This is a genomic window from Barrientosiimonas endolithica, assembly GCF_030296655.1.
Classification (GTDB): domain Bacteria; phylum Actinomycetota; class Actinomycetes; order Actinomycetales; family Dermatophilaceae; genus Barrientosiimonas; species Barrientosiimonas humi.
This window is the reverse complement of the sequence record NZ_AP027735.1, coordinates 2,958,333-2,983,557: the sequence shown is the minus strand read 5'-3', so window position 1 is coordinate 2,983,557 and position 25,225 is coordinate 2,958,333. Positions and strand designations below refer to the sequence as shown.

22 protein-coding genes and 4 pseudogenes are annotated in these 25,225 nt (G+C 71.8%); 20 read left to right on the top strand and 6 right to left on the bottom strand.

The features are described from left to right. Positions 1-5: 5 nt before the first annotated feature. Positions 6-749 carry a phosphoglyceromutase gene (locus QUE40_RS15140; protein WP_142006678.1) on the top strand — a complete coding sequence of 248 codons (744 nt, stop codon included), beginning with the start codon at positions 6-8 and terminating at the stop codon, positions 747-749. Positions 750-833: 84 nt separating this feature from the next. Here the strand turns inward: QUE40_RS15140 and phoU are convergent, their stop codons facing one another. Then, positions 834-1,514 (bottom strand): phosphate signaling complex protein PhoU, encoded by a 681-nt coding sequence (gene phoU, locus QUE40_RS15135; RefSeq protein WP_142006676.1) that lies wholly within the window; start codon positions 1,512-1,514, stop codon positions 834-836. 208 nt (positions 1,515-1,722) lie between these two features. Here phoU and QUE40_RS15130 point away from each other — a divergent pair, with 208 nt between their 5' ends. Both QUE40_RS15130 and QUE40_RS15125 read left to right on the top strand, forming a co-directional pair. Further along, a complete protein-coding gene (locus QUE40_RS15130) occupies positions 1,723-2,958 on the top strand; it encodes a sensor histidine kinase (RefSeq protein WP_289231470.1) in 1,236 nt (411 codons plus the stop codon). Further along, positions 2,955-3,638 (top strand): response regulator transcription factor, encoded by a 684-nt coding sequence (locus QUE40_RS15125; protein WP_142006672.1) that lies wholly within the window; start codon positions 2,955-2,957, stop codon positions 3,636-3,638. Before QUE40_RS15130 ends, QUE40_RS15125 begins: the two co-directional genes overlap by 4 nt. 73 nt (positions 3,639-3,711) lie before the next feature. Here the strand turns inward: QUE40_RS15125 and QUE40_RS15120 are convergent, their stop codons facing one another. After that, positions 3,712-4,287: a hypothetical protein gene (locus QUE40_RS15120; protein WP_289231469.1), complete on the bottom strand. Its 576-nt coding sequence runs from the start codon at positions 4,285-4,287 to the stop codon at positions 3,712-3,714. 198 nt (positions 4,288-4,485) lie between these two features. Between QUE40_RS15120 and QUE40_RS15115 the strand changes: the two are divergent. The 10 genes and pseudogenes from QUE40_RS15115 (at position 4,486) to QUE40_RS15070 (ending at position 12,033) form a co-directional block, all read left to right on the top strand. Next, positions 4,486-4,967: pseudogene (locus tag QUE40_RS15115) on the top strand (CarD family transcriptional regulator). Between the two features lie 2 nt (positions 4,968-4,969). After that, entirely contained in the window at positions 4,970-5,653 is a 684-nt protein-coding gene (gene ispD / locus QUE40_RS15110) for a 2-C-methyl-D-erythritol 4-phosphate cytidylyltransferase (RefSeq protein WP_289231468.1), read from the top strand. A 4-nt stretch (positions 5,654-5,657) separates the two neighbouring features. Next, positions 5,658-6,151: pseudogene (ispF, locus tag QUE40_RS15105) on the top strand (2-C-methyl-D-erythritol 2,4-cyclodiphosphate synthase). Between the two features lie 171 nt (positions 6,152-6,322). Then, positions 6,323-7,408: pseudogene (locus tag QUE40_RS15100) on the top strand (S-(hydroxymethyl)mycothiol dehydrogenase); the annotation flags it as partial. 13 nt (positions 7,409-7,421) lie between these two features. Beyond that, complete coding sequence (locus QUE40_RS15095) at positions 7,422-8,069, top strand: MBL fold metallo-hydrolase (RefSeq protein WP_289231467.1); 648 nt, start codon at positions 7,422-7,424, stop codon at positions 8,067-8,069. A gap of 23 nt (positions 8,070-8,092) precedes the next feature. Beyond that, a complete protein-coding gene (locus tag QUE40_RS15090; RefSeq protein WP_289231466.1) occupies positions 8,093-8,341 on the top strand; it encodes a DUF6412 domain-containing protein in 249 nt (82 codons plus the stop codon). A gap of 80 nt (positions 8,342-8,421) precedes the next feature. Next, on the top strand, positions 8,422-9,036 hold the full coding sequence (locus QUE40_RS15085) for a membrane protein insertase YidC (protein WP_289231465.1): 615 nt from the start codon (positions 8,422-8,424) through the stop codon (positions 9,034-9,036). A gap of 67 nt (positions 9,037-9,103) precedes the next feature. Continuing rightward, on the top strand, positions 9,104-10,525 hold the full coding sequence (gene cysS / locus QUE40_RS15080) for a cysteine--tRNA ligase (protein ID WP_289231464.1): 1,422 nt from the start codon (positions 9,104-9,106) through the stop codon (positions 10,523-10,525). Position 10,526: 1 nt separating this feature from the next. Continuing rightward, positions 10,527-11,504 carry a 23S rRNA (guanosine(2251)-2'-O)-methyltransferase RlmB gene (rlmB, locus tag QUE40_RS15075; RefSeq protein WP_142006652.1) on the top strand — a complete coding sequence of 326 codons (978 nt, stop codon included), beginning with the start codon at positions 10,527-10,529 and terminating at the stop codon, positions 11,502-11,504. A gap of 13 nt (positions 11,505-11,517) precedes the next feature. Next, positions 11,518-12,033, top strand: coding sequence for a hypothetical protein (locus QUE40_RS15070; protein ID WP_289231463.1), 516 nt, complete (start codon positions 11,518-11,520; stop codon positions 12,031-12,033). A 101-nt stretch (positions 12,034-12,134) separates the two neighbouring features. On the opposite strand, the gene QUE40_RS15065 is transcribed toward QUE40_RS15070, so the two are convergent. Further along, positions 12,135-13,088 (bottom strand): hypothetical protein, encoded by a 954-nt coding sequence (locus QUE40_RS15065; RefSeq protein WP_289231462.1) that lies wholly within the window; start codon positions 13,086-13,088, stop codon positions 12,135-12,137. A gap of 255 nt (positions 13,089-13,343) precedes the next feature. Here QUE40_RS15065 and QUE40_RS15060 point away from each other — a divergent pair. Continuing rightward, positions 13,344-14,587, top strand: a pseudogene (locus tag QUE40_RS15060) (DUF4032 domain-containing protein). A gap of 70 nt (positions 14,588-14,657) precedes the next feature. Here the strand turns inward: QUE40_RS15060 and QUE40_RS15055 are convergent. Continuing rightward, entirely contained in the window at positions 14,658-15,737 is a 1,080-nt protein-coding gene (locus tag QUE40_RS15055; protein ID WP_142006643.1) for an ABC transporter ATP-binding protein, read from the bottom strand. A gap of 323 nt (positions 15,738-16,060) precedes the next feature. On the opposite strand from QUE40_RS15055, the gene QUE40_RS15050 reads away from it, so the two are divergent. From QUE40_RS15050 to QUE40_RS15025, 6 genes are all read left to right on the top strand, one after another. Continuing rightward, the gene (locus tag QUE40_RS15050; protein ID WP_236022392.1) at positions 16,061-17,383 is read left to right on the top strand and encodes a sugar ABC transporter substrate-binding protein; all 1,323 of its coding nucleotides are present in this window, start codon (positions 16,061-16,063) and stop codon (positions 17,381-17,383) included. A 63-nt stretch (positions 17,384-17,446) separates the two neighbouring features. Then, the gene (locus QUE40_RS15045) at positions 17,447-19,042 is read left to right on the top strand and encodes an ABC transporter permease subunit (RefSeq protein WP_289231461.1); all 1,596 of its coding nucleotides are present in this window, start codon (positions 17,447-17,449) and stop codon (positions 19,040-19,042) included. Continuing rightward, positions 19,042-19,977 (top strand): sugar ABC transporter permease, encoded by a 936-nt coding sequence (locus QUE40_RS15040; protein ID WP_142006636.1) that lies wholly within the window; start codon positions 19,042-19,044, stop codon positions 19,975-19,977. Before QUE40_RS15045 ends, QUE40_RS15040 begins: the two co-directional genes overlap by 1 nt. Next, positions 19,974-21,215: an alpha-amylase family glycosyl hydrolase gene (locus QUE40_RS15035; protein WP_289231460.1), complete on the top strand. Its 1,242-nt coding sequence runs from the start codon at positions 19,974-19,976 to the stop codon at positions 21,213-21,215. Before QUE40_RS15040 ends, QUE40_RS15035 begins: the two co-directional genes overlap by 4 nt. After that, positions 21,161-21,814 carry an alpha-amylase family glycosyl hydrolase gene (locus tag QUE40_RS15030; protein ID WP_289231459.1) on the top strand — a complete coding sequence of 218 codons (654 nt, stop codon included), beginning with the start codon at positions 21,161-21,163 and terminating at the stop codon, positions 21,812-21,814. Before QUE40_RS15035 ends, QUE40_RS15030 begins: the two co-directional genes overlap by 55 nt. After that, positions 21,814-22,827: a LacI family DNA-binding transcriptional regulator gene (locus QUE40_RS15025; RefSeq protein ID WP_142006634.1), complete on the top strand. Its 1,014-nt coding sequence runs from the start codon at positions 21,814-21,816 to the stop codon at positions 22,825-22,827. Before QUE40_RS15030 ends, QUE40_RS15025 begins: the two co-directional genes overlap by 1 nt. Before the next feature lie 79 nt (positions 22,828-22,906). On the opposite strand, the gene otsB is transcribed toward QUE40_RS15025, so the two are convergent. Together otsB and QUE40_RS15015 are read right to left on the bottom strand one after the other, a co-directional pair. Beyond that, entirely contained in the window at positions 22,907-23,689 is a 783-nt protein-coding gene (otsB, locus tag QUE40_RS15020) for a trehalose-phosphatase (protein ID WP_289231458.1), read from the bottom strand. A gap of 30 nt (positions 23,690-23,719) precedes the next feature. Then, positions 23,720-25,141: an alpha,alpha-trehalose-phosphate synthase (UDP-forming) gene (locus QUE40_RS15015; RefSeq protein WP_142006632.1), complete on the bottom strand. Its 1,422-nt coding sequence runs from the start codon at positions 25,139-25,141 to the stop codon at positions 23,720-23,722. Positions 25,142-25,225 lie beyond the last annotated feature (84 nt).

Below are 25,225 nucleotides of genomic sequence, written 5' to 3'. Positions count from 1 at the left end.
GGCGCATGACCTACACGCTTGTCCTGCTGCGCCACGGTGAGTCCGAGTGGAACGCCAAGAACCTGTTCACCGGGTGGGTCGACGTCGGCCTGACCGAGAAGGGTCGCGAGGAGGCCCGCCGCGGCGGTGAGCTGATCCGTGAGGCCGACCTGCAGCCCGACGTGCTGCACACCAGCCTGCTGCGCCGCGCGATCACCACCGCGAACATCGCGCTCGACACCTGCGACCGGCACTGGATCCCGGTGCGCCGCGACTGGCGGCTCAACGAGCGGCACTACGGCGCGCTGCAGGGCAAGAACAAGAAGGAGACGCTCGAGGAGTTCGGCGAGGAGCAGTTCATGACCTGGCGCCGCTCGTTCGACGTGCCGCCGCCGCCCATCGAGCCCGGCAGCGAGTTCAGCGAGGCCGGCGACCCGCGCTACGCCGACCTCGGCGACGAAATGCCGCGCACCGAGTGCCTCAAGGACGTCATCGAGCGCTTCCTGCCCTACTGGGAGTCGGCGATCGTCCCCGACCTGCGCGACGGCAAGACCGTGCTGGTCGCGGCGCACGGCAACTCGCTGCGCGCCCTGGTCAAGCACCTCGACGGCATCTCCGACGACGACATCGTCGGCCTCAACATCCCCACCGGCATGCCGCTGGTCTACCGCCTCGACGAGCAGCTGCAGCCGACCGTCAAGGGCGGGGAGTACCTCGACCCCGAGGCCGCGAAGGCGGCCGCCGAGGCCGTGGCCAAGCAGGGCCGCTGACCCGCGCGAGCCGGCGCGGACGTACGACGGCAGCGCCCCGGTCCGCATCGGACCGGGGGCGCTCGACGTGCGGGGAGCGGTCGCTCAGACCGCCTGCGGGTCGGTGACCACGCCCTCGTCGACCGAGCCGTAGCTGCCGGTCACGAGGTAGACGATGCGGTTGGCGACGGCGACCGCGTGGTCGCCGAAGCGCTCGAAGTAGCGGCTCAGCAGCGTCGCGTCGACGGCGCCGGCGGTGCCGCCCTGCCAGCTGGGGTCGAGCAGGATGGCGAACACCCGGCGGTGCAGCTCGTCCATCTTGTCGTCCTCGCGCTGCAGGTCGGCGGCGGCCAGGACGTCCTTGTTGGCGATCGCCTGGCCGGTCTTGACGACCAGCGACTCGGCGACCCGCTCCATCTCCGACAGCACCGGGCGCAGCTGCTCGGGGACGGCGTTCTCGGGGTAGCGGCGGCGCGCGGCCTTGGCGATGTGCCGGGCCAGGTCGCCCATCCGCTCGATGTCGGACGCCATGTGCATCGCGGTGACGACCATGCGCAGGTCGGTGGCAACCGGCTGCTGGCGGGCGAGCAGGTCGACGGCGCTGTCGTCGACGCTGCGGCGCAGCTCGTCGATGTCGTCGTCGCCGGCGATCACGCTCTCGGCGACGCTCAGGTCGGCCTGCAGCAGCGCGGTGGTGGCGCGGGACATGGCCTGCTGCACCATGCCGGTCATCTGCACGAGCTCGTCGGAGATGCGGTCGAGATCCTCGTGGAACGCGTCGCGCATGGGGGGACATCCTCCTCGGGCCTGCGGCCCAGCAAGCCCGCTCAGGTCGCGGGCACACACGGGTGGGTGCCCTGTCCGGGCACCGTCGCGGTGACCCTCTCAGCAAGTCGTGAACGACCGCAAGACGAAAGGTGAACAGTCGGCATCCCCGGCCGCACGGGGCAGGGAGTGGTCGGAGGCGCCCCGCGACGGCCGTACATTGGAGGTCGTGTCCGATCTGGTCGTGCCGCTGCTGTGCGTGCTCGCGGGGCTCGCGCTCGGCGCTGCGGCGACCGTGCTGCTGACCCGCCGCGGCCGTACGCCCGAGCCGGCTCGCGCCGGCGCCGCACCCCAGGCTGCGGCCGGCGAGGAAGGGCTGCGCCCGGGCGCGCTCGACGTCATCACCGCGCTGCGCTCCATCACGATCGTGCTCGACTCCTCCGACGCGGTGCTGCGCTCGTCGCCGTCGGCGCCCGCGCTCGGCCTGGTGCGCGGGCAGAGCCTGGTGCACGACGAGCTGCGCTTCCTCGTGCGCGAGGTGCGCCGCGACCGGGTCGTGCGCGAGGTCGAGCTGGAGCTGCCGCGCGGCCCGCTCGGCACCGGCCGCATCACCCTCGGTGTGCGCGCTGTCGCGCTGCACGGCGACCTGGTGCTGCTGCTCATCGAGGACCGCACCCACTCCCGCCGCGTCGAGGAGACCCGGCGCGACTTCGTCGTCAACGTCAGCCACGAGCTGAAGACGCCGGTCGGCGGGCTGTCGCTGCTCGCCGAGGCGGTCGAGGACGCCAAGGACGACCCCGAGGCCGTCGCCCGCTTCGCCGGCCGCATGCAGATCGAGACCGAGCGGCTCGGGCGGCTGGTGCGCGAGATCGTCGAGCTGTCCCGGCTGCAGGTCGCCGACACCCTGCACGAGCCGGTGCTGGTCGACGTCGGATCCTGCGTCGTCGAGGCCTTCGACCACGTGCAGCTGGTCGCCGACGACCGCGACATCGCCCTCGTGCACGCGCTGCCGCCGGTGCCGCCCCAGGTCTACGGCGACCCCGAGCTGATCACCACGGCCGTGCGCAACCTGGTCGCCAACGCCGTCAACTACTCCGACGCCGGCACCCGCGTGGTGGCCACCGTGCGCACGCTCGAGGAGGTCGTCGAGATCGCCGTCTCCGACCAGGGCCGCGGCATCCCGCAGGAGGAGCAGGGCCGCATCTTCGAGCGGTTCTACCGCGTCGACACCGCGCGCTCGCGGGCCACCGGAGGCACCGGCCTCGGCCTCGCGATCGTCAAGCACGTGTGCGTCAACCACGGCGGTGAGGTGTCGGTGTGGAGCGAGGAAGGCTCCGGCTCCACCTTCACCATCCGCCTCCCCCTCGCGGTGCCCGAGCGCGAGGCGCCGGCCGAGCCGGGCGAGGACGTACGCCCTGAGGACCTGATGACTGCCAGCCCCAGCACCCGGAAGGACCGCACATGACCCGCATCCTGGTCGTCGAGGACGAGGAGTCCTACTCCGACCCTCTGTCCTATCTGCTGCGCAAGGAGGGGTACGACGTCCTGGTCGCCGAGACCGGCCCCGACGCGTTGTCCGACTTCGACCGGCAGGGCGCCGACCTGGTGCTGCTCGACCTGATGCTGCCCGGGATGTCCGGCGTCGACGTGTGCCGCAACCTGCGGCAGCGCTCCAACGTGCCGGTCATCATGCTCACCGCGAAGGACACCGAGGTCGACAAGGTGGTCGGGCTCGAGCTGGGCGCCGACGACTACGTCACCAAGCCCTACTCCAGCCGCGAGCTGCTGGCGCGCATCAAGGCGGTGCTGCGCCGCGGCCAGGACAACGAGGAGCTGCTGCCCGCGACGCTCGAGAGCGGCCCGGTGCGGATGGACGTCGAGCGGCACACCGTCGCCGTCAACGGCGAGTCCGTGGCGCTGCCGCTGAAGGAGTTCGAGCTGCTCGAGATGCTGCTGCGCAACGCCGGCCGGGTGATGACCCGGATGCAGCTGATCGACCGCGTGTGGGGCAGCGACTACGTCGGCGACACCAAGACGCTCGACGTGCACGTGAAGCGGCTGCGCGCCAAGATCGAGCCCGACCCGGGCAACCCGCAGTTCATCGTCACCGTGCGCGGACTCGGCTACAAGTTCGAGGCCGCCTGATCCCGCCTGCCTCAGCTCCTCCTCCGGCAGCCCGTCGCGCGCTCCGGTCTGCCGGCATCGTCGCCGAGGCGGCCTAGCCCTCGCCGCCCTCTGCGCCCTCGGGGCTCTCGGCGGTGGGGGTGGCGGCCGGGGCGTGGGTGACGCTCGCGGTGCCGTAGGGGTACTGGTTCAGCAGCACCGGGACCGACACCGAGACCGTGCCGGCGCTGCCGCTGGTGAACGTGACCGAGGTGGTCCGACCCGGGGCGGCGGTGATGCTCGGGAGCGAGACCGGGGCGGCCGTCGCGGTGTTGTTGCCCGAGGGCTGGCCGTCGAAGCGCACGGTGTTGCCCGGCGGGACGGTCACGTTGATGTTCGAGGGCGAGCTGGCGCCGGCCGGCGCGACCGCGATCTGCACCGGCGTGCTGCCGGGGTTGTAGGCCGTGCCGAGCAGGCGGGCCGGGCCGCCCTGTCCGCTGCTGACGAGCAGCACGTCGGTGAGCTGCACCGAGCCGACCTGCGCGGAGACGCCGTCGGCGGCGTCGTACTCCAGGAAGGTGGCCTGCTGCGACAGTCCGGCGCAGCCGCTGAGGATCAGGGCGGAGGCGACCGTGGCGGTGCCGGCGAACGCCCGGCCCGGGCGGCTGGTGAGAACAGGTCGACGCGTCACGCGCGTCAGCCTACCGGCCGCGGGGGAGCGGCTCGTGGGGCGTCGGCCACCGGGTCTGCGGAGGGCTGCGAGATGCACGGATCGGAACCGGTTGTCAAGTGCCTCTCGGGGTGCGTGCAGGCCGCTGACCTGCAAGAACGTGTGTGTGGCCCCCGCCACGCGTGGTATCCTGGACCCCGCGAAAGGGGCTTATCACCTATGACATTCAAGGTCGGCGAGACCGTCGTGTATCCGCACCACGGCGCCGCACTCATCGAAGAGATCAAGGTCCGCAAGATCAAGGGGAAGACAAGAAGTACCTCGTCCTCAAGGTGGCCCAGGGCGACCTGACGATCGAGGTCCCTGCCGAGAACTGCGACCTCGTCGGTGTGCGCGACGTCGTCGGCAAGGAGGGCCTCGACAAGGTGTTCGAGGTGCTGCGCGCCGACTACACCGAGGAGCCGACCAACTGGTCCCGCCGCTACAAGGCCAACCTCGAGAAGCTGGCCTCCGGCGACGTCATCAAGGTGGCCGAGGTCGTGCGCGACCTGTGGCGCCGTGACCAGGACCGCGGCCTGTCCGCCGGTGAGAAGCGCATGCTGGCCAAGGCCCGCCAGATCCTGGTGTCCGAGCTCGCGCTCGCCGAGCACACCAACGAGGACAAGGCCGAGGCCACGCTCGACGAGGTGCTCGCCTCCTGAGCGTGCCCACCGCCCGCAGCGACGCCCGTGACGCATCCGTCACGGGCGTCGTCGTCGTCGCGGCAGGGTCCGGCACCCGGCTGGGCGCCGGGCGCCCCAAGGCCCTCGTCGAGGTGGGCCGTCACGCGCTCGTCGTGCACGCCGTACGCCGGGCGTCGGCAGCCGCCGACGTCGCCCAGGTCGTCGTGGTGGTCCCCGCGGCCGCCCGGGAGGAGTTCGCCGCGCTCCTGCCGGACGTCCAGCTGGTCGACGGCGGGGCCGAGCGCACCGACTCGGTGGGGTGCGGGCTCGCCGCGCTGCGCCCGGAGGTCGACGTGGTCCTGGTGCACGACGCGGCCCGCGCGCTCGCGCCGACTGCGCTGTTCGAGCGGGTCGCGGCCGGGGTGCGCGACGGGTTCGACGCGGTCGTGCCCGGCCTGCCCGTCGCCGACACCATCAAGCAGGTCGACGCCGACGGCGTCGTGACCGCCACGCCCGACCGCGCCGGGCTGCGCGCCGTGCAGACGCCGCAGGCGTTCCGGCGGGCCGCGCTGGAGGCGGCCCACGGCCTCGGCGAGCAGGCGACCGACGACGCCGCCCTGGTCGAGCGCTGGGGCGGCCGCTGCCTGGTCGTGCCCGGCGACCCGCTGGCCGTCAAGGTCACCACCCAGGCCGACCTGGCGCACGCACAGACCCTGGTTGACTAGCCGGATGAGCTTGCCGCGCACCGGGATCGGCGTCGACGTGCACCCGTTCGCCGACGACGACCGCCTGCTGCACCTGGCGGGGCTGGAGTGGCCGGGGAGCGCGGCATCGAGGGGCACTCCGACGGCGACGTCGCGGCCCACGCGATCTGCGACGCGCTCTTCTCCGCCGCCGGGCTCGGCGACCTGGGTCAGCACTTCGGCACCGGCCGCCCCGAGCTGGCCGGCGCGCTGGGCGTGCGGCTGCTCGCCGAGGCTCGAAAAATCTTGTCCGACAACGGTTTTGCGATCGGCAACGTGGCGGTGCAGGTGATCGGCAACCGGCCCAAGCTCGGCCGCCGCCGGGTCGAGGCTCAGGAGGCGCTGTCCGAGGCGCTCGGCGGGGTGCCGGTCTCGGTCGCCGCCACCACCACGGACGGGCTCGGACTCACCGGCCGCGGCGAGGGCATCGCCGCGGTAGCGACGGCGCTGGTCGTGGCGACGGATCCCGCCGGGGCCTGATCCCGCGCCGGCCGCTGATCCCGCGTCGCGGCGCGGGCGGTGACCGGATCGCGCGGCCGGCCACCGGCGTACGGCGGGGTCGGGTGGCCGAATCACGCACCCGGTTGCCGACGTACGCCGGCCTCGGGTTGGCTGGTCCTGTCACCTGTTCGCGAACCTCGAGGAGCCACCGTGCCGCAGACCGTCAAGGGAGTCGTCGCCCGCGAGAAGGGGGCGCCCGTCGAGCTGGTCGACATCGTGGTGCCCGACCCGGGGCCGGGCGAGGCGGTGGTGACGGTCGAGGCGTGCGGGGTGTGCCACACCGACCTGCACTACCGCGTGGGCGGCATCAGCGACGACTTCCCGTTCCTGCTCGGCCACGAGGCCGCCGGCACGGTCGAGGCGGTCGGCGAGGGCGTCACCGAGGTCGCGCCCGGCGACTTCGTGATTCTCAACTGGCGCGCGGTGTGCGGTCAGTGCCGCGCGTGCGCCAAGGGCAAGCCGTGGTACTGCTTCGACACGCACAACGCCGACCAGAAGATGACCCTCACCGACGGCACCGAGCTCAGCCCCGCGCTGGGCATCGGCGCCTTCGCGGAGAAGACGCTGGTCGCGGCGGGGCAGTGCACCAAGGTCGACCCCGACGCCGAGGCGGCCGCCGTCGGGCTGCTCGGGTGCGGCGTGATGGCCGGGTTCGGCGCGGCGGTCAACACCGGCCAGGTCGACCGGGGCGACTCGGTCGCGGTCATCGGCTGCGGCGGGGTCGGCGACGCGGCGATCGCCGGGGCACGCATCGCGGGCGCCACGACGATCGTCGCCGTCGACGTCGACGACCGGAAGCTCGAGAAGGCCCGCGAGCTTGGCGCCACGCACACCGTCAACAGCGCCCAGGACGACGCCGTGGAGAAGATCCGCGAGCTCACCGGTGGCTTCGGCGCGGACGTGGTGATCGACGCGGTCGGCCGGCCGGAGACGTACGAACAGGCTTTCTTCGCAAGGGATCTCGCCGGCACGGTGGTCCTGGTGGGCGTGCCCACCCCGGAGATGAAGGTGCCCGAGCTGCCGCTCATCGAGGTGTTCGGGCGGGGCGGCGCGCTGAAGTCGAGCTGGTACGGCGACTGCCTGCCCAGCCGCGACTTCCCGATGCTGGTCGACCTCTATCGTCAGGGCAGGTTCGACCTCGACGCGTTCGTCACCGAGCGGATCGGGCTGGGCGACGTCGAGGCGGCGTTCGAGAAGATGCACGGCGGAGACGTGCTGCGCTCCGTCGTCATGATCGAGGAGAGCAGTGATGTCCGACAGCGACGAGACGCCCGCGGTGCGCATCGAGCCGGTGGTCACCTCCGGCACGTTCAGCCTCGACGGCGGCACCTGGGACGTCGACAACAACGTGTGGGTCGTCGGCGACGACGCCGAGTGCGTGATCGTCGACCCGGCGCACGACGCGGCCCCGATCCTCGAGGCCGTGGGCGACCGCCGGGTCGTGGCCGTGCTGTGCACCCACGCCCACGACGACCACATCGGCGCAGCGGCCGAGATCGTCGAGGCCACCGGGGCGCCGACCTACCTGCACCCCGACGACCGGATGCTGTGGGACCGGGTGCTGCCCGCGGCGCCCGACCAGGAGCTCGCCGACGGGCAGCGGCTCGACGTGGCGGGCACGCCGATCGAGGTGCTGCACACGCCCGGCCACAGCCCCGGCTCGTGCTGCTTCCTGCTGCCCGACCTCGGCGTGCTGCTGACCGGCGACACGCTCTTCCAGGGCGGCCCCGGCGCCACCGGCCGCTCGTTCAGCGACTTCGGCACGATCATCGTGTCGATCAGCGAGAAGCTGCTGACCCTGCCCGAGGAGACCACCGTCCTCACCGGCCACGGCGACTCCACGACCATCGGCGACGAGAAGCCGCACCGGCAGGAGTGGATCGACCGGGGCCACTGAGCCCGGCTCGCTAACCTGGTCCCGTGAGCACCTGGGCCGATCAGCACGTCGTCGCGACGCTGCTGCTCCTGCTGCCCGTGGCCACCGCGCTGCTGGGGTCGGCGCTGGTCGTGCGGATCGCCCTCGTGGTGCCCGCGCTGCAGACGAGCCCACGACTGCTCACCCAGCAGCGGCGTCGGCACTGGCAGGTGCTCGACGTTCCCCTGCGACGGCCCGACCTGCCCGGTCGGCCCCGCTCCCGCGCCCCGGGACGCCTCCCGGCGTGCGCGTGAATCTGCTGCACTGACAACGCTTCTGCGCGATATCGCGCACGCCTCCGCGACTCCTTCTCCCGACTCGCCTGGAGGCTCCTGTGCTTGCCCTGCTCGACCCGTTCGTCCTGCCCCTGCACGCCGCGCTCGTCGCGCTCACCGGTCCGCTCGGCGCGGCCCCGGCCATCGTCGCGCTGACCCTGCTGCTGCGGCTCCTGCTGCACCCGCTCGTACGCCATGCTCACCTCGCAGCGATCGAGCGCCGGCCCGGGTGCCTGCCCGTGCTCGTGCAGCTGCCGTTCCTGCTCGCGATCTACCGGATCTTCACCTCGCCGGTGGTCGCCGGGCAGACCAACGGCCTGCTGCAGCACTCGCTGCTCGGGGCGCCGCTCGGGGTGCACCTGCTCGAGGGCGGTCTCACCGTCGTGCCGGTGTTCGCCGTGCTGGCCGCGCTGATGCTCCTGGTGTGCTGGCTGAGCTATCGGTTCGCGCGGGCGCACGCGGTGGCGCCCGCTCTGCCTGACGGCACCTCGCCCGAGATGGCCGAGGCGATGGCGCGCACCCAGCGGCTGCTGCCGTACCTCTCGTTCGGGTCGCTGGTGGGGGTGCTGGTCATGCCCCTCGCCGGTGGGATCTACCTGCTGACGTCGGTGGCGTCGGCGCTGGCCGAGCGGGCCTGGCTGCGGCACCGGCACCCGATGCCGGCCGCCGGCTGAACGGGCCGCTCGGCGGTGTCCCCGGCGTGGCACAGGCACCCCCGCAGGATCAGTAGACTCACCGAGCGTGACTCTGCAGATCTACGACACCGCCACCCGGGAGCTGCGCGACTTCGTGCCGCAGCATGAGGGCAAGGTCGGCATCTACATCTGCGGCCTCACCACCCAGGGCGCGCCGCACATCGGGCACGTGCGCTTCACCGTCGCGTTCGACATCCTGCGCCGCTGGCTCACCGAGGGCCACGGCTACGACGTGCGCCTGGTGCGCAACGTGACCGACATCGACGACAAGATCCTTGCCAAGTCCGCCGAGGCCGGCCAGGACTGGGCCGCGTGGTCGTACCGCTTCGAGCGCGAGACCCGTGCGGCGCTGGACCTGCTGGGGGTGCTGCCGGCGACGTACGAACCGCGCGCGACCGGGCACATCACCGACATGGTCGAGCTGATGGACACCCTCGTCGAGAAGGGGCACGCCTACTCCGCCGACGACGACAGCGGTGACGTCTACTTCGACGTGAAGTCCTGGCCCGACTACGGCTCGCTCACCCGGCAGTCCATCGACGACATGGAGCCGGCCGGGGACGCCGACCCGCGGGGCAAGAAGGACCCGCGCGACTTCGCGCTGTGGAAGGGGCACAAGGCCGGCGAGCCCGAGTCGGCCAGCTGGCCCACGCCGTACGGCCGGGGCCGGCCGGGATGGCATCTCGAGTGCTCCGCGATGGCGCGGCGGTGGCTCGGCGACACCTTCGACATCCACGGCGGCGGCATCGACCTGCGCTTCCCCCACCACGAGAACGAGCAGGCCCAGTCGCGTGCAGCCGGACTGGGATTCGCGCGCTACTGGATGCACAACGGGTGGGTCACGCTCGGCGGCGAGAAGATGAGCAAGTCGCTCGGCAACACCCTCACCGTCACCGAGCTCACCAAGCGCGTCCGCCCGCTCGTGCTGCGCTACTACCTCGGCGCCGTGCACTACCGCTCGACCATCGAGTACGGCCAGGGCTCGCTCGACGAGGCCGCCGCGGCGGTCGAGCGCATCGAGAGCTTCCTGGGTCGCGTCGGTGAGGTCGAGCCGGCGCAGGAGTTCCCCGACGCCTTCCGCGCCGCGATGGACGACGACCTCAACGTGTCCGGCGCGCTCGCCGTGGTCTTCGAGACGGTGCGCGAGGGCAACACCGCGCTCGACGCCGGCGACCTCGACCGGGCGCGCGACGCCGCCGCCCGGGTCGTGCGGATGACCGGCGTGCTGGGCATCGACCCGCTCGACCCGCAGTGGCGCTCGACGAGCGAGGACCAGGCCGCCCAGACGGTCGGGGCGCTGGTCGAGGGCCTGATCGAGCAGCGTCAGCAGGCGCGCGCCGACAAGGACTTCGCCACCGCCGACCGCATCCGCGGCCAGCTCGCCGCGGCCGGTGTCGCCCTGGAAGACACCGCCGACGGGGCGCGTTGGAGCCTGACGAAGACCGACCCCGAAGCCGGAAAGGCCTGACATGGCTGGCAACTCGCGGCGCCGCGGCGCTGTGCGCAAGACCGGGTCCAAGAAGGGCGCCGTCGTCGGCAGCGGCGGCCAGCGTCGCCGTGGGCTCGAGGGCAAGGGCCCCACGCCCAAGGCGGGCGACCGCCCCAACCACAAGGCCTACAAGTCCGCCCGCCGGGCCGAGTCGACCGCCGAGCCGCGCAAGGCGGCGCCCGCGCGCGAGAGCAAGCGCGCCGGGGGCAAGGCGGCCTCGACCGAGGTCATCGCCGGACGCAACTCGGTCGTGGAGGCGCTGCGGTCGTCCGTGCCCGCCTCGGCTCTCTACGTCGCCGGCCGCATCGACTCCGACGACCGGGTACGCGAGGCGCTGAAGACGGCGGCCGACCGCGCCATCCCGATCCTCGAGGCGCAGCGCACCGAGCTCGACCGGCTCAGCGACGGCGCCGTGCACCAGGGCATCGCGCTGCAGGTGCCGCCGTACGAGTACGCCCACCCCGCCGACCTCGTCGACCCCGAGGCGCCGGGCACCCCGCTCGTCGTCGCGCTCGACGGCATCACCGACCCGCGCAACCTCGGCGCCATCGTGCGGTCGGTCGCCGCGTTCGGCGGTCACGGGGTCGTGGTGCCCGAGCGGCGCTCGGCCGGGATGACGGCGGGGGCGTGGAAGACCTCGGCCGGCGCGGCCGCGCGCGTCCCGGTCGCCATGGCCACCAACCTGACCCGCGCGCTGCAGGACTTCCGCAAGGCCGGCTTCTTCGTGCTGGGGCTCGACATGGACGGCGACGTGCTGCTGCCGGAGGTCGCGCTCGCCGACCAACCGCTGGTCATCGTCGTCGGCTCGGAGGGCAAGGGCCTGTCGCGCCTGGTCGCGGAGACCTGCGACCAGATCGTGTCCGTCCCGATGAGCTCGGCCATCGAGTCGCTCAACGCCGGGGTGGCCGCGTCTGTCACGCTGTACGAGATCGCGCGCCAGCGCGGCCTCGCTCGCTGACCAGGGGGACGCCATGTCGACTGCAGGACCGCCGGAGCACGGCCCGGACCAGGGGTCCCCGGCGCCGTACGAGCAGCAGGGCGGGATGGCGTACCCGCCGCCGGAGCAGGCTCCGGGCCCGCAGCCTCAGGGCGGTGCCTACCCGGGACCGCCGCAGGGCGGGTACGCCGGCTACCAGGTGCCGCCGCAGGGCGGGTACGGCGGTTACCAGGTGCCGCCGCAGGGCGGGTACGGCTACCCGGCCCAGCCGACCGGTGGCTACGTGCCGCCGGCGTACGGCCAGCCGATGATGCCGCGCAAGGAGCCGGTGCTCAGCCTGATCGTGTCGTTCTTCCTCCCCGGCGTGGGGACGATGATCAACGGCGAGGTGGGCAAGGGTGTCGGGATCCTCGTGGGCTACCTGGTCGGCGTGCTGTTCAGCTTCTTCCTCATCGGAGTCCCGTTCGCGATCGGCTTCTGGGTCTGGGGCATGGTCGACGGCTACACCGGCGCGGTGCGCTACAACCAGCTGCACGGCTACCCCGGCTGACCCGCTTCCAACGCATGAAACCGGGTTACGTGCATATGACCCTGATGAATTGAGGTCAGATGCACGTAACCCGGTTTCATGCGCGGAAGGGGTGGGGGTGGTCACCCGGCGACCTGCAGGGTCGCGGCGACCGCAGCCTTGATGCGCGCCACGAGCTGGCGCGGGTGGACCAGATCCGCCCAGGTGACGCGTACGATCACCCAGCCTTCCGCGCGTAGCGCGTCCTCGCGCGCCTTCTCCCGGGCGAGGACATCGCGGCCGTCCGCGCCGGCGTACTTCACCAGCCCGTCGAACTCGATGAGCACCTTGGTGCCCTTGACCCGGAAGTCGGAGCGGAAGAGCTGCCCCGAGGCGAGGCGGATCTCGAACTGCGGCTCGACCTCGATGCCCCCTTCGAGCAGGTCCAGGCGCAGCCTCGACTCACCGGCCGACTCGGACCTGGGGTCGCTCAGCTCGACCATGCGCTGCACGCTCGCCAACCGGTGGGAGGTCCCGAGGCGGTCGACGATGTCCAGGACGTCGTCCGTCTGCACGAGGCCCTGATGCAGGGCGGCGTCCATCGATACGACTCCGGCCTCGACCCCAGCGTCCCTGGCGAGGTCGACGAGGTTCCAGGCAAGAGACGTCAGCAACCACCCGTCGTGCTCCTCGACCTCCGGCGCGACCAGCGGGCGCCTGACCACCATGTGCGCGGTAGCGTGCTGGCTGCTCCTGTTGGTCCAAACACCTTGCGCCCGTTCGTGATTCACTCCGAACAGCGGGATGCCGCGCAGCGCCAGAGCGGACCTCCCTGTCGCGGCGGCCGTGGGGCAGATCAACAGCATCGCCATCGTCAGCTCCGCCAGCCGCCCTTCCCTCGAGCCGGGCGGCGGGCCGATGCTGTAGACGCCGCGAACCACGGGCCGACACAGGGTCAGCTTCACCGCCAGTCGAAGCTGCGTGGGCGTCATCCCGTGCGCCAAGGCCTCTTGCGTCGTGAACAGCCCCGCCCGTTCACCGGCCAGCAGGCAGAGCGACGGGTCGAGCGTTCTCTTCTCCAGCGTTGTCTTCGTCATGACGCCACGGTCCCGACCGGCCACCACGGGACGGAAGGCGTCAGCTCGAGCCTGTGGAGGGCGTACGGCCCGCCGCACGGCCTGTGCATGAAACCCGGATCGAGCCCCGCCCACCCGGGCATGAAACCGGGTTACGTGCATATGACCCTGATGGATTGAGGTCAAACGCACGTAACCCGGTTTCATGCGCGGTACAGGGTCGCGTCTGAGTCCGAGGTCGTACCCGGATCCGCGCAGGGGTGGCAGGCTGGGGTGGTGGCCCTGGAACTCACGGCGGCACGGCCGTACCCCGCCCTGCTCGACCTGCCGTGGCAGCTGCCGCTGGAGGAGTGGCCGGAGGAGATCCTCGCGGCGCTGCCCCGCGGCATCTCGCGGCACATCGTGCGGTTCGTGCGCGTCGACGGCCGCGTCATCGCCGTCAAGGAGATCAAGGACGACATCGCCCGCCGGGAGTACGCCATGCTCCGGATGCTGCGCCGGCTCGGCCAGCCTTCGGTCGAGCCGGTCGGGGTGGTCAGCGGCCGCGTCGACGACGACGGCGAGCCGCTGGACGCGTGCCTGCTGACCCGGCACCTGCAGTTCTCGCTGCCCTACCGCGCCATGCTGAGCCAGACGCTGCGCCCGGACACGGTCCAGCGGCTGATCGACGCGCTCGCCGTGCTGCTCGTACGTCTGCACCTGGCCGGGTTCTGGTGGGGCGACGTCTCGCTGTCCAACACGCTGTTCAAGCGCAACGCGGGGAGTTCGCGGCCTACCTGGTCGACGCGGAGACCGGTGAGCTGCGCAACAGCCTGAGCGACGGTCAGCGCGAGCACGACCTGGACATCGCCCGGGTCAACATCGCGGGCGAGCTGATGGACCTGCAGGCCGGCGGCCTCGTCTCGCCGGAGCTCGACCCGGTCGACGTCAGCGAGCTGATCATGACGAGGTATCGCACGCTGTGGGCCGAGCTGACCGAGGCCGAGTCGTTCGAGACCGGCGAGCGGTGGCGGGTCGACGAGCGCATCCGGCGGCTCAACGAGCTCGGCTTCGACGTGGGCGAGCTCGACATCACGACCGACATCGGCGGCACCCAGATCCACATCCAGCCCAAGGTCGTCGACGCCGGCCACCACTGCCGCCGGCTGCTGCGCCTCACCGGCCTCGACGTCGAGGAGAACCAGGCGCGCCGGCTGCTCAACGACCTCGACTCCTACCGCGCGGCCACCGACCGGCAGAACGAGGACGAAGACCTCGTCGCGCACGACTGGCTGACGCAGATCTACGAGCCGATCACCCGGGCGGTGCCGCGCGACCTGCGCGCGAAGCTGGAGCCGGCGGAGCTGTTCCACGAGGTGCTCGAGCACCGGTGGTACATGTCGGAGAAGGCCGGCAAGGACGTCCCCATCGAGACCGCGATCGCCGACTACGTCAAGAACGTGCTGCCCGAGAAGCCCGACGAGAAGGCGATCGTCGGCGCCGACACCGAGGCGATCCCGGTGCGCGCCCGACCCGACTGAGCCCCGGGACAACGGCGGAGCCGCCGCCCCTTCGCGGGGACGGCGGCTCCAGCCCGACGTACGTCCGGGGTCAGTCCCCGAGCCGCTCGCCGCTGTCGGCGTCGAACAGGTGCACGTGGCCTTCCTTCAGCGTGAAGAAGACCTGCTGCCCCTTCTCCGGCGGCGTGCGGCCGTCGACGCGGGCGATGATCTGCTGCTCGCCGTCGCCGAGGTTGGTGCGGCCGTAGACGTAGGCGTCGGCGCCGAGCTCCTCGACCACGTCGACCTCGACCGGGATGCCGGTGCCCTCGGTGTTGAGCACCAGGTCCTCGGGGCGCACGCCGACCGTCACGGTCTGCCCCGCCTCGTTGAGCGCGCCGCGCTCGATCGGGTGCACGTAGTTGCCCACGCTCACACCGCCGTCGACGACCGGTCGGGTCAGCAGGTTCATGGCGGGGGAGCCGATGAAGCCGGCGACGAAGACGTTGTTGGGGTGGTCGTACATCCGCCGCGGGGTGTCGATCTGCTGCAGGAGGCCGTCCTTGAGCACCGCGACCCGGTCGCCCATGGTCATCGCCTCGGTCTGGTCGTGCGTGACGTAGACCGTGGTGACGCCGAGCCGGCGCTGCAGCGACGCGATCTGGGTGCGGGTCTGCACGCGCAGCTTGGCGTCGAGGTTCGACAGCGGCTCGTCCATCAGGAAGACCTGCGGCGAGCGCACGATCGCCCGACCCATCGCGACGCGCTGACGCTGACCGCCGGAGAGCGCCTTGGGCTTGCGGTCCAGGAACGGCTCGAGGTCGAGGATCTTCGCGGCTTCCTCGACGCGAGAACGGATCTCGGCCTTCGGGGTGCCCGCGATCTTCAGCGCGAAGCCCATGTTGTCGGCGACCGACATGTGCGGGTAGAGCGCGTAGTTCTGGAAGACCATGGCCACGTCGCGGTCCTTGGGGGACAGGTTCGTGACGTCGCGCTCGCCGATGCGGATGGCGCCGCCGTTCACCTCCTCGAGGCCGGCGAGCATGCGCAGCGCGGTGGACTTCCCCGAACCCGACGGGCCGACCAGGACGAGGAACTCGCCGTCGGAGATGTCGATGTCGAGCGAGTCGACCGCGGGCTTGTCGCCCCCGGGGTAGACGCGAGTTGCTTGGTCGAACGTGACTGTGGCCATGGCGATGCCTACTTTCCGTCACCGGCAGGAACGTGCCGGACGATCCGTTGTGATGGAACTCACCTGCGACGCAGGTGCAGTGATCTTGCACTACCGGGGGTGCTGCCCTCAAGCGGACCGGTCAGTACGTCTCACCCGGCTGCGCGCGCACGTGCGCCTGCCGAGGCGGCCGGCAGCTCCTGCGGCGGCTTGACGCGACGATGTCGCAGATCTGGAAACCTTCTGCAAAATCTTGCAGAACTCTGAAAGCGTCCGGCACTATGACGTGCGTCACGTCGTGCCGGCGCCTGCCGCACCTGGCCCCCGCTCAGAGGAGTTCTCCCGTGTCCCACCGCAAGATCGCCGTCGCCATGGCCGGATCGGCCGCCCTGCTGCTCTCCGCGTGCGGCGGTGGGGGCGGCGGCTCGTCAGCCAGCAGCTCCACCCCCGCGGCCTCCGGCGGCTCCGCCGACGCCGGCGGCGCGGCCGCCGCGCCCACCACGCTGTCCACCAAGGACCCGGCCCGCGCGGCCGCCGACCTGGTCATCTGGTCCGACGCCGACCGCGCGCCGGTCGTGCAGAAGTACGCCGACCAGTTCGGCAAGGAGAACGGCATCAGCGTCGCGGTGCAGATCGCGCCCGACACCCGCCAGCAGTTCAAGGACGCCACGAAGGTCGGCAAGGGCCCCGACGTCGTCGTCGGCGCGCACGACTGGCTGGGCGAGCTGGTGCAGAACAGCGCGGTCGCCCCGGTGAACCTCTCGGCCGCCGACCAGGGCAAGTTCGCCCCGAGCTCGATCGCGGCGACGAAGTACAACGGCCAGGTCTACGGCGTGCCCTACGCCATCGAGAACATCGGCCTGATCCGCAACACCGCGCTCGCGCCGAACGCGCCCAAGACGATGAACGAGCTGCTCACCACGGGCAAGGGCCTGGTGTCGTCCAAGAAGGCCACCAACGTGCTGGCCCAGCAGGTCGGCAAGAAGGGCGACGCCTACTTCGGCTACCCCTACCTGTCGGCGTTCGAGGGCGGCGGCATCTTCGGCACCAAGCCCAACGGCGACTACGACCCGGCCAAGGTCATCGTGAACAGCGCCGGCTCGGTGAAGGGCGGTCAGCTGCTGGGCCAGCTCGGCAAGGACAAGGTCCTGTCGACCAACGTCGACGACAAGAACGTCGCGGCGCTGTTCGAGGGCAAGAAGGTGCCCTACATGATCAGCGGCCCGTGGGCGATCGACGGCATCAAGAAGGCCGGCATCAACTACGAGGTCTCCCCGCTCCCGACGGTCGACGGCGGCGGCGCGATGAAGCCGTTCCTCGGCGTGCAGATGTTCTACGTCTCCGCCAAGGCCAAGAACGCCACGTTCGCCCAGGAGTTCGTGACCAAGTACGTCCCGCGCGAGGACGTGCAGATGGCGCTGTTCACCGCGGGCAACCGTCCGCCGGCCCTCACCTCGGCCTACGACAAGGTCGCCGCCAAGAACCCCGACGTGAAGGCGTGGTTCGAGGCGGGCAAGGAGGGCAAGCCGATGCCCAACATCCCGGCCATGAACTCGGTCTGGGAGCCGCTGGGCCAGGCCCTCGCCGACATCATCAGCGGGCAGGACCCGAAGGGCCGCCTGGGCAAGGCACAGACCGAGATCGTCGCGAACATCAAGCAGGGCTGACGCCCCTGACCGGTGGGGCGGCGCTCGCCGCCCCACCGGTCGCCCTTCTCCCACGGAGCCGGAATGTCTTATCGCACAACGCAGTCCGAGGTCGACGGCGAGTTCAGGCTGGGCCCGACCAAGACCCCCGTGTGGGCGGTCGTGGTCAAGTGGCTGGCCATCGTGGCCGCCGCCGGGCTGGCCCTGTACGTCGCCACCAGGCTCGCCCAGACGGGCCACTGGATGTTCGCGGTCGTCGCCGGGACGGTCGGCGTCGCCGTGCTCGGCATCTACGCCACGGGCCGCGCGGTCCCGCTGAAGTACCTCCTGCCGGGCATGCTGCTCTGCCTCGCCTTCCAGGTCTGGCCGATCGGCTACACCGTGCTGACCAGCTTCACCAACTACGGCGACGGGCACACCTCCAGCAAGGAGGAGGCGACCCAGCAGAACCTCACCTACAGCGTGCGCGAGGTCCCCGGCTCGCCCCGCTATGCCCTCACCGTGGCCGTCCCCGAGGGGCAGCCGAAGACGACCGGCGACCTGCACTTCCTGCTCGTCAGCCCCGACAAGAAGCTGTACGACGGCACGGACTCCGGCCTGGAGCCGCTGGCCTCCGAGGGGGTCGAGCAGGCACCGACCACCGGCAAGGTGCTCTCGGCACCCGGCTTCACCGTGCTCAACGCGCGAGAAGTCAACTCCCGCAGCGATGTTCGCGAGTTCGCGGTGCCGACCGACGGCGGCAGCGGCATCAAGGCGGTCGGGCTGTCCGAGGCATTCGAGGGCCGTCCGACGCTCGTCTGGGACAAGGACGCCGACACCCTCACCGACACCCAGAGCCGCGAGGTCTACGTCCCGCGCGACGCGAGCTGGGTGCCGCGCGACGGCACCGGCGAGGCGCTCCCGGTGGGGTGGAAGGAGAACGTCGGCCTGGCCAACTTCGGCACGGTGCTGACCAACTCCACGATCCGCACCGGCTTCGCCAAGATCTTCGCCTGGAACGTCGCGTTCGCCCTGCTGTCGGTGGGCACGACGTTCGTGCTCGGCATGTTCATCGCGCTGCTGTTCAACGACCGCCGGATGCGCGGCCGCGGGATCTACCGCAGCCTGCTGATCCTGCCGTACGCCATCCCCGCCTTCGTGACGGCGCTGGTCTGGGCCTCGATGTACAACCAGGAGTTCGGCCTGATCAACACCCTCACGGGGCTCAACGTCGACTGGCTCGGCAACCCGTGGGCGGCCAAGGTGGCGCTGCTGCTGGCCAACCTGTGGCTGGGCTTCCCCTACTTCTTCATCATCTGCACCGGTGCGCTTCAGTCGATCCCGCAGGACGTCATGGAGGCCGCCCGGGTCGACGGCGCGTCGGCCTGGCGGACGCTGCGTTCGATCACGATGCCGCTGCTGATGGTGGCGGTCGGGCCGCTGCTGATCGCCTCGTTCGCCTTCAACTTCAACAACTTCGGGCTCATCTGGCTGATCACGGCCGGCGGCCCGTTCACCGAGGGCGACGCGAGCATCGGGTCCACCGACCTGCTCATCACGTATGCGTTCCGTCTCGCGTTCACCAGCTCGTCGCCGAACTTCGGTCTGGCGTCAGCGGTCTCGATCTTCATCTTCGCCTTCGTGGCGTTGATCAGCATCCCCGCGTTCCGGCGCACCCGCGCCCTGGAGGAGGTCCACTGATGTCGGCCGTCGCGCAGCCCAACCCGATCACCCCCGCCGTCGGCGACGAGCTCGACGAGTCGGTCGCGGTCGCCGACCGGCAGCCGCCGCGCGGGCACGGCTCCACCTGGTGGCGCCACGCGCTCGGGATCCTCGCCCTGGTCTGGGCGCTCTTCCCGATCGTCTTCCTGCTGTCGGCCGCGCTCAACCGCACCGGCTCCCTGTCGACGAGCTCCCTTCTGCCGCAGTCGTTCTCGCTGAACAACTTCTCCCAGCTGTTCAACGACCCGGCCCGGCCCTACACCAGCTGGTACCGCAACTCGCTGATCATCTCCCTCGTCGGCTCGCTGGCGACGGTCTTCATCGGGGCCTGCGCGGCGTACGCCTTCTCCCGGCTCCGCTTCCAGGGTCGCCGCCCGGGCCTGATGGCCCTGCTGCTCCTGCAGCTGTTCCCCGGGCTGCTCGCGGTGGTCGCGCTCTACCTGACCTTCAACGCGATCGGCGACGTGCTGCCGGGAGTCGGGCTGAACACCACCTGGGGCCTGATCCTGGCCTACCTCGGCGGGGCGATGGGCGCCAACATCTGGCTGCTCAAGGGCTACTTCGACACCGTGCCCCGCGAGCTCGACGAGGCCGCGCGGGTCGACGGCGCCTCGCACGCGCGCATCTTCTTCACGATGACCCTGCGGCTGGTCATGCCGATCCTGGTGACCGTCTTCATGGTCAGCTTCGTGAGCCTGTTCGGCGAGTTCATGCTGGCGAGCATCTTCCTGCTCGACGCCGACAAGCAGACCCTCGCGGTCGGGCTGTGGTCGATGAGCAAGGGCAACGAGGCGAACCGGCTGTTCGGGCAGTTCGCCGCCGGGTCGCTGCTCGGCTCGCTCCCGACGGTGCTGCTCTACCTCGCCTTCCAGAAGCAGCTGATCGGCGGCGCCACCGCGGGCTCGGTCAAGTGACCGACCCGGCCCCGCTGCGGCGCCCGCACCACGACGGGTCGGCGCTCTACGTCGCCGACCCCGCGCCGCGGCCGGGGCAGCGGGTCACCGTGCGGGTGCGGGTGCCGCACGCGTCCGGCGTGACCGAGGTGCACCTGCGCCAGGTGACCGACGGTGAGCCGGAGTTCCGGCCCGCCACCCGCGTCGCGAGCGACGACCTGGAGAGCTGGTGGGAGGCCGAGGTCGTCTGCCACAACCCGGTCACCGGCTACCGGTTCGTGCTGAGCGGCGAGACCAGCGGCTACCAGTGGCTCAACGGCACCGGCGTGCACGACCGCGACGTGCCCGACGCCGCCGACTTCCGGCTCGTGACCCACGACCCGCCGCCCGACTGGGCGCTGGACGCCGTGGTCTACCAGGTCTATCCCGACCGCTTCGCCCGCTCCGCCGCCGCCCCGCCGGTGACGCAGGTCGCTCCCGACTGGGCGATCCCGGCCGGCTGGGACGACCCGGTCACCGCCGAGCCGCACCTCGCCGGGCGGCAGCTGTTCGGCGGCGACCTCGACGGCATCGCCGAGCACCTCGACCACCTCGAGCGCCTCGGGGTGACCACGCTCTACCTCACGCCGTTCTTCCCGGCCGGCTCGAGCCACCGCTACGACGCCGCCACGTTCGACGCCGTCGACCCGGTGCTCGGCGGGGACGAGGCGCTGCGCCGCCTGGTGCGCGCGGCGCACGAGCGCGGCCTGCGGGTGCTGGGCGACCTCACGACCAACCACACCGGCGACCGGCACGAGTGGTTCGTCGCCGCGCAGACCGACCCGGCCGCGCCCGAGCGCGACCGCTACCTCTACGACGAGACCGGCGACTACGTCTCCTGGCTCGGGGTGCCCTCGCTGCCCAAGATCGACCACGAGAGCACGAGCGTCGCCGAGCGGCTCTTCGACGCCCCCGACGCGACCGTACGCCGGTGGCTGGCCGGGCCCGACGGGCTCGACGGCTGGCGCGTCGACGTCGCGAACATGACCGGCCGGTGGGGCGCCCAGGACGTCAACCACGAGGTCGCGCGCCGGATGCGCCGCGCGGTGCAGGAGACTCGCGCCGACGGTCTGCTCATCGCCGAGCACTGCCACGACCACTCCCGCGACGTCGACGGCGACGGGTGGCACGGGGTGATGAACTACAGCGGGTTCACCCGCCCGTTGTGGACCTGGCTGCGCCACCCGGCACGGCCCCGAGCTTCCTCGGCTCGCCGCTGATGGTGCCGCGGCTCGGCGGCGCCGCCGTGGCCGACACGATGGACGAGTTCACCGCGCTGGTGCCCTGGCGCAGCCGCGCGCACAGCTTCACGCTCGTCGGCTCGCACGACACGACGCGCATCCGCACCCTGGTCGAGAGCCCCGACGAGGTGATCGCTGCGGCGGGGCTGCTGCTGACCCTGCCGGGGGTCCCGATGATCACCTACGGCGACGAGATCGGGATGCTCGGCAGCTTCGGCGAGGACGGCCGGCGTCCGATGCCGTGGGACGAGTCCCGTTGGGACAACGGGATTTTCGCGGCCTACCAGGAGCTGATCCGCGCGCGCCGCGACCTCGAGCCGCTCCGGCGGGGTGGCATGCGCTGGGTGCACACCGGCGACGACGTGCTCGTGTTCCTGCGCGAGACCGCCGAGCAGGTGGCGATGGTAGCGGTGTCGCGGGCGGCGTACAGACTGGGGGTGCCCGCACGCGACCTGCCCGGTGTCGAGGAGCACCGCGTGGTCGTCGGGGGCGCTGCCCTCCAGGTCGACGGCGACGTCACGCTGAGCAGTGACCGAGCCGGTGTCGGGGTCTGGGTCTGGTCGAGAGAGGTGCCGTGATGGCCATACGCCTGTCCGAGGTCGCCAAGCACGCCGGCGTGAGCGAGGCGACGGTGAGCCGCGTGCTCAACGACAAGCCCGGCGTCGCGCGCGGGACGCGCGAGGCGGTGCTGACCTCGGTCGACGTGCTCGGCTACGAGCGACCCAGCCTGCTGCGCCGTCAGATGGTCGGCATGGTCGGTCTGATCGTGCCCGAGCTGACCAACCCGATCTTCCCGGTGATGGCGCAGAGCATCCAGATGGGGCTCGCGGCCGAGGGCTACACCGCGGTGCTGTGCACCCAGGCCCCCGGCGGGGTGCACGAGGACGACTACCTGCAGATGCTGCTCGACCGCGGCGCGGCCGGGGTGATCTTCGTCAGCGGCCAGCACGCCAACCTCGACGTCGACCTCGAGCGATATCACCGGCTGCGCGCCCGCGGCTTGCCGATGGTGCTGATCAACGGGCACCGCCCCGAGGTCGACGCGCCGTCGCTGTCCAACGACGACGCCGCCGCGGTCGAGGTCGCGCTGGCGCACCTGGTGCAGCTCGGGCACGAGCGCATCGGCCTGGCGACCGGGCAGCACCGTTATGTCCCGGTGGTGCGCCGCGTCGAGGCGTTCCGCCGGCTCGCCGCCGAGCTGCTGCCCGACCTGGATCTGGACGCGATGGTGCAGGAGACCTGGTTCGGGCTCGAGGGCGGCGTGCAGGCCGGGGCCGACCTGATCGAGGCCGGCGCCACCGCGGTCATCTGCGGCTCCGACGTCATCGCGCTCGGCGTCACCCGCGCCGCTCGGCAGGCGGGGCTGTGCGTGCCCGACGACCTGTCCGTGGTCGGCTACGACGGGTCGCTCATCTCCGCGTTCAGCGACCCGGCGCTCACCACGGTCCGGCAGGACACCACCGCCATCTGCCACGCCGCCGTGCGCGCGCTCGTCGACGAGATCGGCGGCCGGCCCCACCGCCGGGGCGAGGCGCTGTTCGCCCCCGAGCTGGTCGTCCGCGCCTCCACCGGGCGTCCGCCCGAGCGCTGAAACGCGGCTTGAGCGCTCTGACTCCGCTGCAACCCGGTCAGAGCGCTCAAGCCGCGTTTCAGCGTGGCGCGCCGCCCCTTCAGCCCGCCGTACGCCGGTCGGCCACCGCGCGCAGCGTCGCCACCGCGTCGGGCGGCCCGGCCACCCGGAAGCCGGCGAGGGTCTCGCCCGGACCGACCTTGACGGTCACGTTGCGCTCGTCGTCGCGCAGCGCCGCGAACGCGGTCTCGTCCGTGACGTCGTCGCCCTGGTAGAGCGTCGCCGCGACACCCAGGTCGCGCGAGAGTGCTTGCAGGGCTTGGCCTTTCGAGACCGGCAGCACCGACAGCTCGACGACGTCCTTGCCGCGCATGGCGTGCACGCCGGCGACCTCCTCGGGCACCCGCAGCGCCGCCGTCGTCGCCGGCTCGGCCACCTCCGGGGCGACCCCGCGGGTGTGCAGCACGATGCCCGCGGGCTTGTGCTCCAGCCGCACCGGCGGGTGCTGCTCGGCGATCCGGGTGAGCACCTCGACGGTGTCGGCGAGCCGCTGCCGGGCCCGGTCGTCGAGCGTGGCGCCCAGGTCGAGCTCGACGCTGGACTCGGCCCCGTGCGACCCGATCAGGATGACCGGCGACGCGGGTTCGATTCCCGCCGCCGCCCGCAGCGACGCCAGGTCGCGCCCCGACACCAGCGCCGCCGGGGTCCCGGCCCGCGCGAGGCGCTCGAGCAGCGCCACCGACCCGTCGATCGGTCGCGAGTCGGCGGGGTCGTCGACCAGCGGGGCGAGCACCCCGTCGAAGTCGGTGGCGACCAGCACCCGGTCGAGCGCGGTGAACCGGTCGATCGCGGAGCGCAGCTCGGGCGTCAGGTCGGTCGGCACGACATCTCCTCGCTCGTCAGGGCTCGCTCGTCAGGACTCGGTCGGCGCCGGCTTCTCGGGCGCCGCGCGCAGGGCGGCCAGGTAGGTCTCGGCCCAGTGCTGCACGTCGTTCTTGGCGACCTGGTTGCGCAGCGCCTTCATGCGGCGGGCGCGTTCCTTCTCGGGCGTCTCGATGGCGTCCATGATCGCCTGCTTCAGGCCGCCGATGTCGTGCGGGTTGGTCATGAACGCCTGCCGCAGCTGCCCCGCGGCCCCGGTGAATTCCGACAGCACGAGCGCGCCCGGCCCGTCGTGGCAGGTGACGTACTCCTTGGCGACGAGGTTCATGCCGTCGCGCAGCGGGGTGACGAGCATGACGTCGGCGGCGACGTAGAGCGCGGCCATCTCCTCGCGCGGGAACGACCGGTGCAGATAGGTCACCGTGGTGTGACCGATGGGGGAGTAGGCGCCGTTGACCGACCCGACGGTGCGCTCGACCTGCTCGCGCAGCTCGCGGTAGGCCTCGACCCGCTCGCGGCTCGGCGAGGCGACCTGCACCAGGCACACGTCGTCGGCCGACAGCCGCCCGTCGCGCAGCAGCTCCTCGAACGCCTTGAGCCGGTGCCGGATCCCCTTGGTGTAGTCGAGCCGGTCGACCCCGAGCAGCACGGTGCGCGGGTTGCCGAGCTGCTCGCGGATCTCGCGGGCGCGCTCCTGCACCGGCTCGGACATCGCGAGCTCGCGCAGCCCGCCGGCGTCGATCGAGATGGGCACGGACGCGGCCCGCACGCGACGGTCGGTGTGCGGCACGTCGACGACGTCGCCCTTGGTCCGCGCGCCGAGCAGCCGCCGGCAGGCGCGCAGGAAGTTCTCGGCGTCGGCCGGCCGCTGGAAGCCCAGGAAGTCGGCGCCGAGCAGGCCGGTGAGGATCTCGCGGCGCATCGGCAGCTGCCCGAACAGCTCGACCGGCGGGAACGGGATGTGGTTGAACCACCCGATGCGCACGTCGGGCCGCAGCTCGCGCAGCAGCGCCGGCACCAGCTGCAGCTGGTAGTCGTGCACCCACACGGTCGCGCCTTCGGCTGCCACCTCGGCGCACTGCTGGGCGAAGCGCTCGTTGACCTGTTCGTACGCCGCCGCCCACGACCGCCGGAACGTCGCCGGCACGATCACGTCGTGATAGATCGGCCACAGGCTGTCGTTGCTGTAGCCCTCGTAGTAGCTGGTGACCTCGTCGAGGCTCAGCGGGACGGGCACGAGCAGCAGCTCGTCGTCGGTGAACGGCTCGGGCGTCTCGTCGGGGATGCCGGCCCAGCCGACCCAGGCCGCAGACCGGCCGCGCATCACCGACTCCATCGCGGTGACGAGTCCGCCGGGACTGGTCTGCCACTCCTCGGTGCCGTCGTCGCGGACCACGCGGTCGACCGGCAGCCGGTTGGCCGCGATCACGAAGTCGTACGTCCTGCTCGGCACCGGAATCCGCCTCCCAGGTGGTGGGTGGACGAGTCGTCTGATTCGACACTAGTCGCGGGTGGTCGCGACCCATCGGGGTGGTCG

Bases quoted from the DNA above. Each gene is read 5' to 3' on its own strand.
- QUE40_RS15140 (WP_142006678.1), top strand. From the start codon at position 6: ATGACCTACACGCTTGTCCTGCTGCGCCACGGTGAGTCCGAGTGGAAC.
- phoU (WP_142006676.1), bottom strand. From the start codon at position 1,514: ATGCGCGACGCGTTCCACGAGGATCTCGACCGCATCTCCGACGAGCTC.
- QUE40_RS15125 (WP_142006672.1), top strand. From the start codon at position 2,955: ATGACCCGCATCCTGGTCGTCGAGGACGAGGAGTCCTACTCCGACCCT.
- QUE40_RS15095 (WP_289231467.1), top strand. From the start codon at position 7,422: ATGTCCGACAGCGACGAGACGCCCGCGGTGCGCATCGAGCCGGTGGTC.
- rlmB (WP_142006652.1), top strand. From the start codon at position 10,527: ATGGCTGGCAACTCGCGGCGCCGCGGCGCTGTGCGCAAGACCGGGTCC.
- QUE40_RS15070 (WP_289231463.1), top strand. From the start codon at position 11,518: ATGTCGACTGCAGGACCGCCGGAGCACGGCCCGGACCAGGGGTCCCCG.
- QUE40_RS15065 (WP_289231462.1), bottom strand. From the start codon at position 13,088: ATGACGAAGACAACGCTGGAGAAGAGAACGCTCGACCCGTCGCTCTGC.
- QUE40_RS15055 (WP_142006643.1), bottom strand. From the start codon at position 15,737: ATGGCCACAGTCACGTTCGACCAAGCAACTCGCGTCTACCCCGGGGGC.
- QUE40_RS15045 (WP_289231461.1), top strand. From the start codon at position 17,447: ATGTCTTATCGCACAACGCAGTCCGAGGTCGACGGCGAGTTCAGGCTG.
- QUE40_RS15040 (WP_142006636.1), top strand. From the start codon at position 19,042: ATGTCGGCCGTCGCGCAGCCCAACCCGATCACCCCCGCCGTCGGCGAC.
- QUE40_RS15025 (WP_142006634.1), top strand. From the start codon at position 21,814: ATGGCCATACGCCTGTCCGAGGTCGCCAAGCACGCCGGCGTGAGCGAG.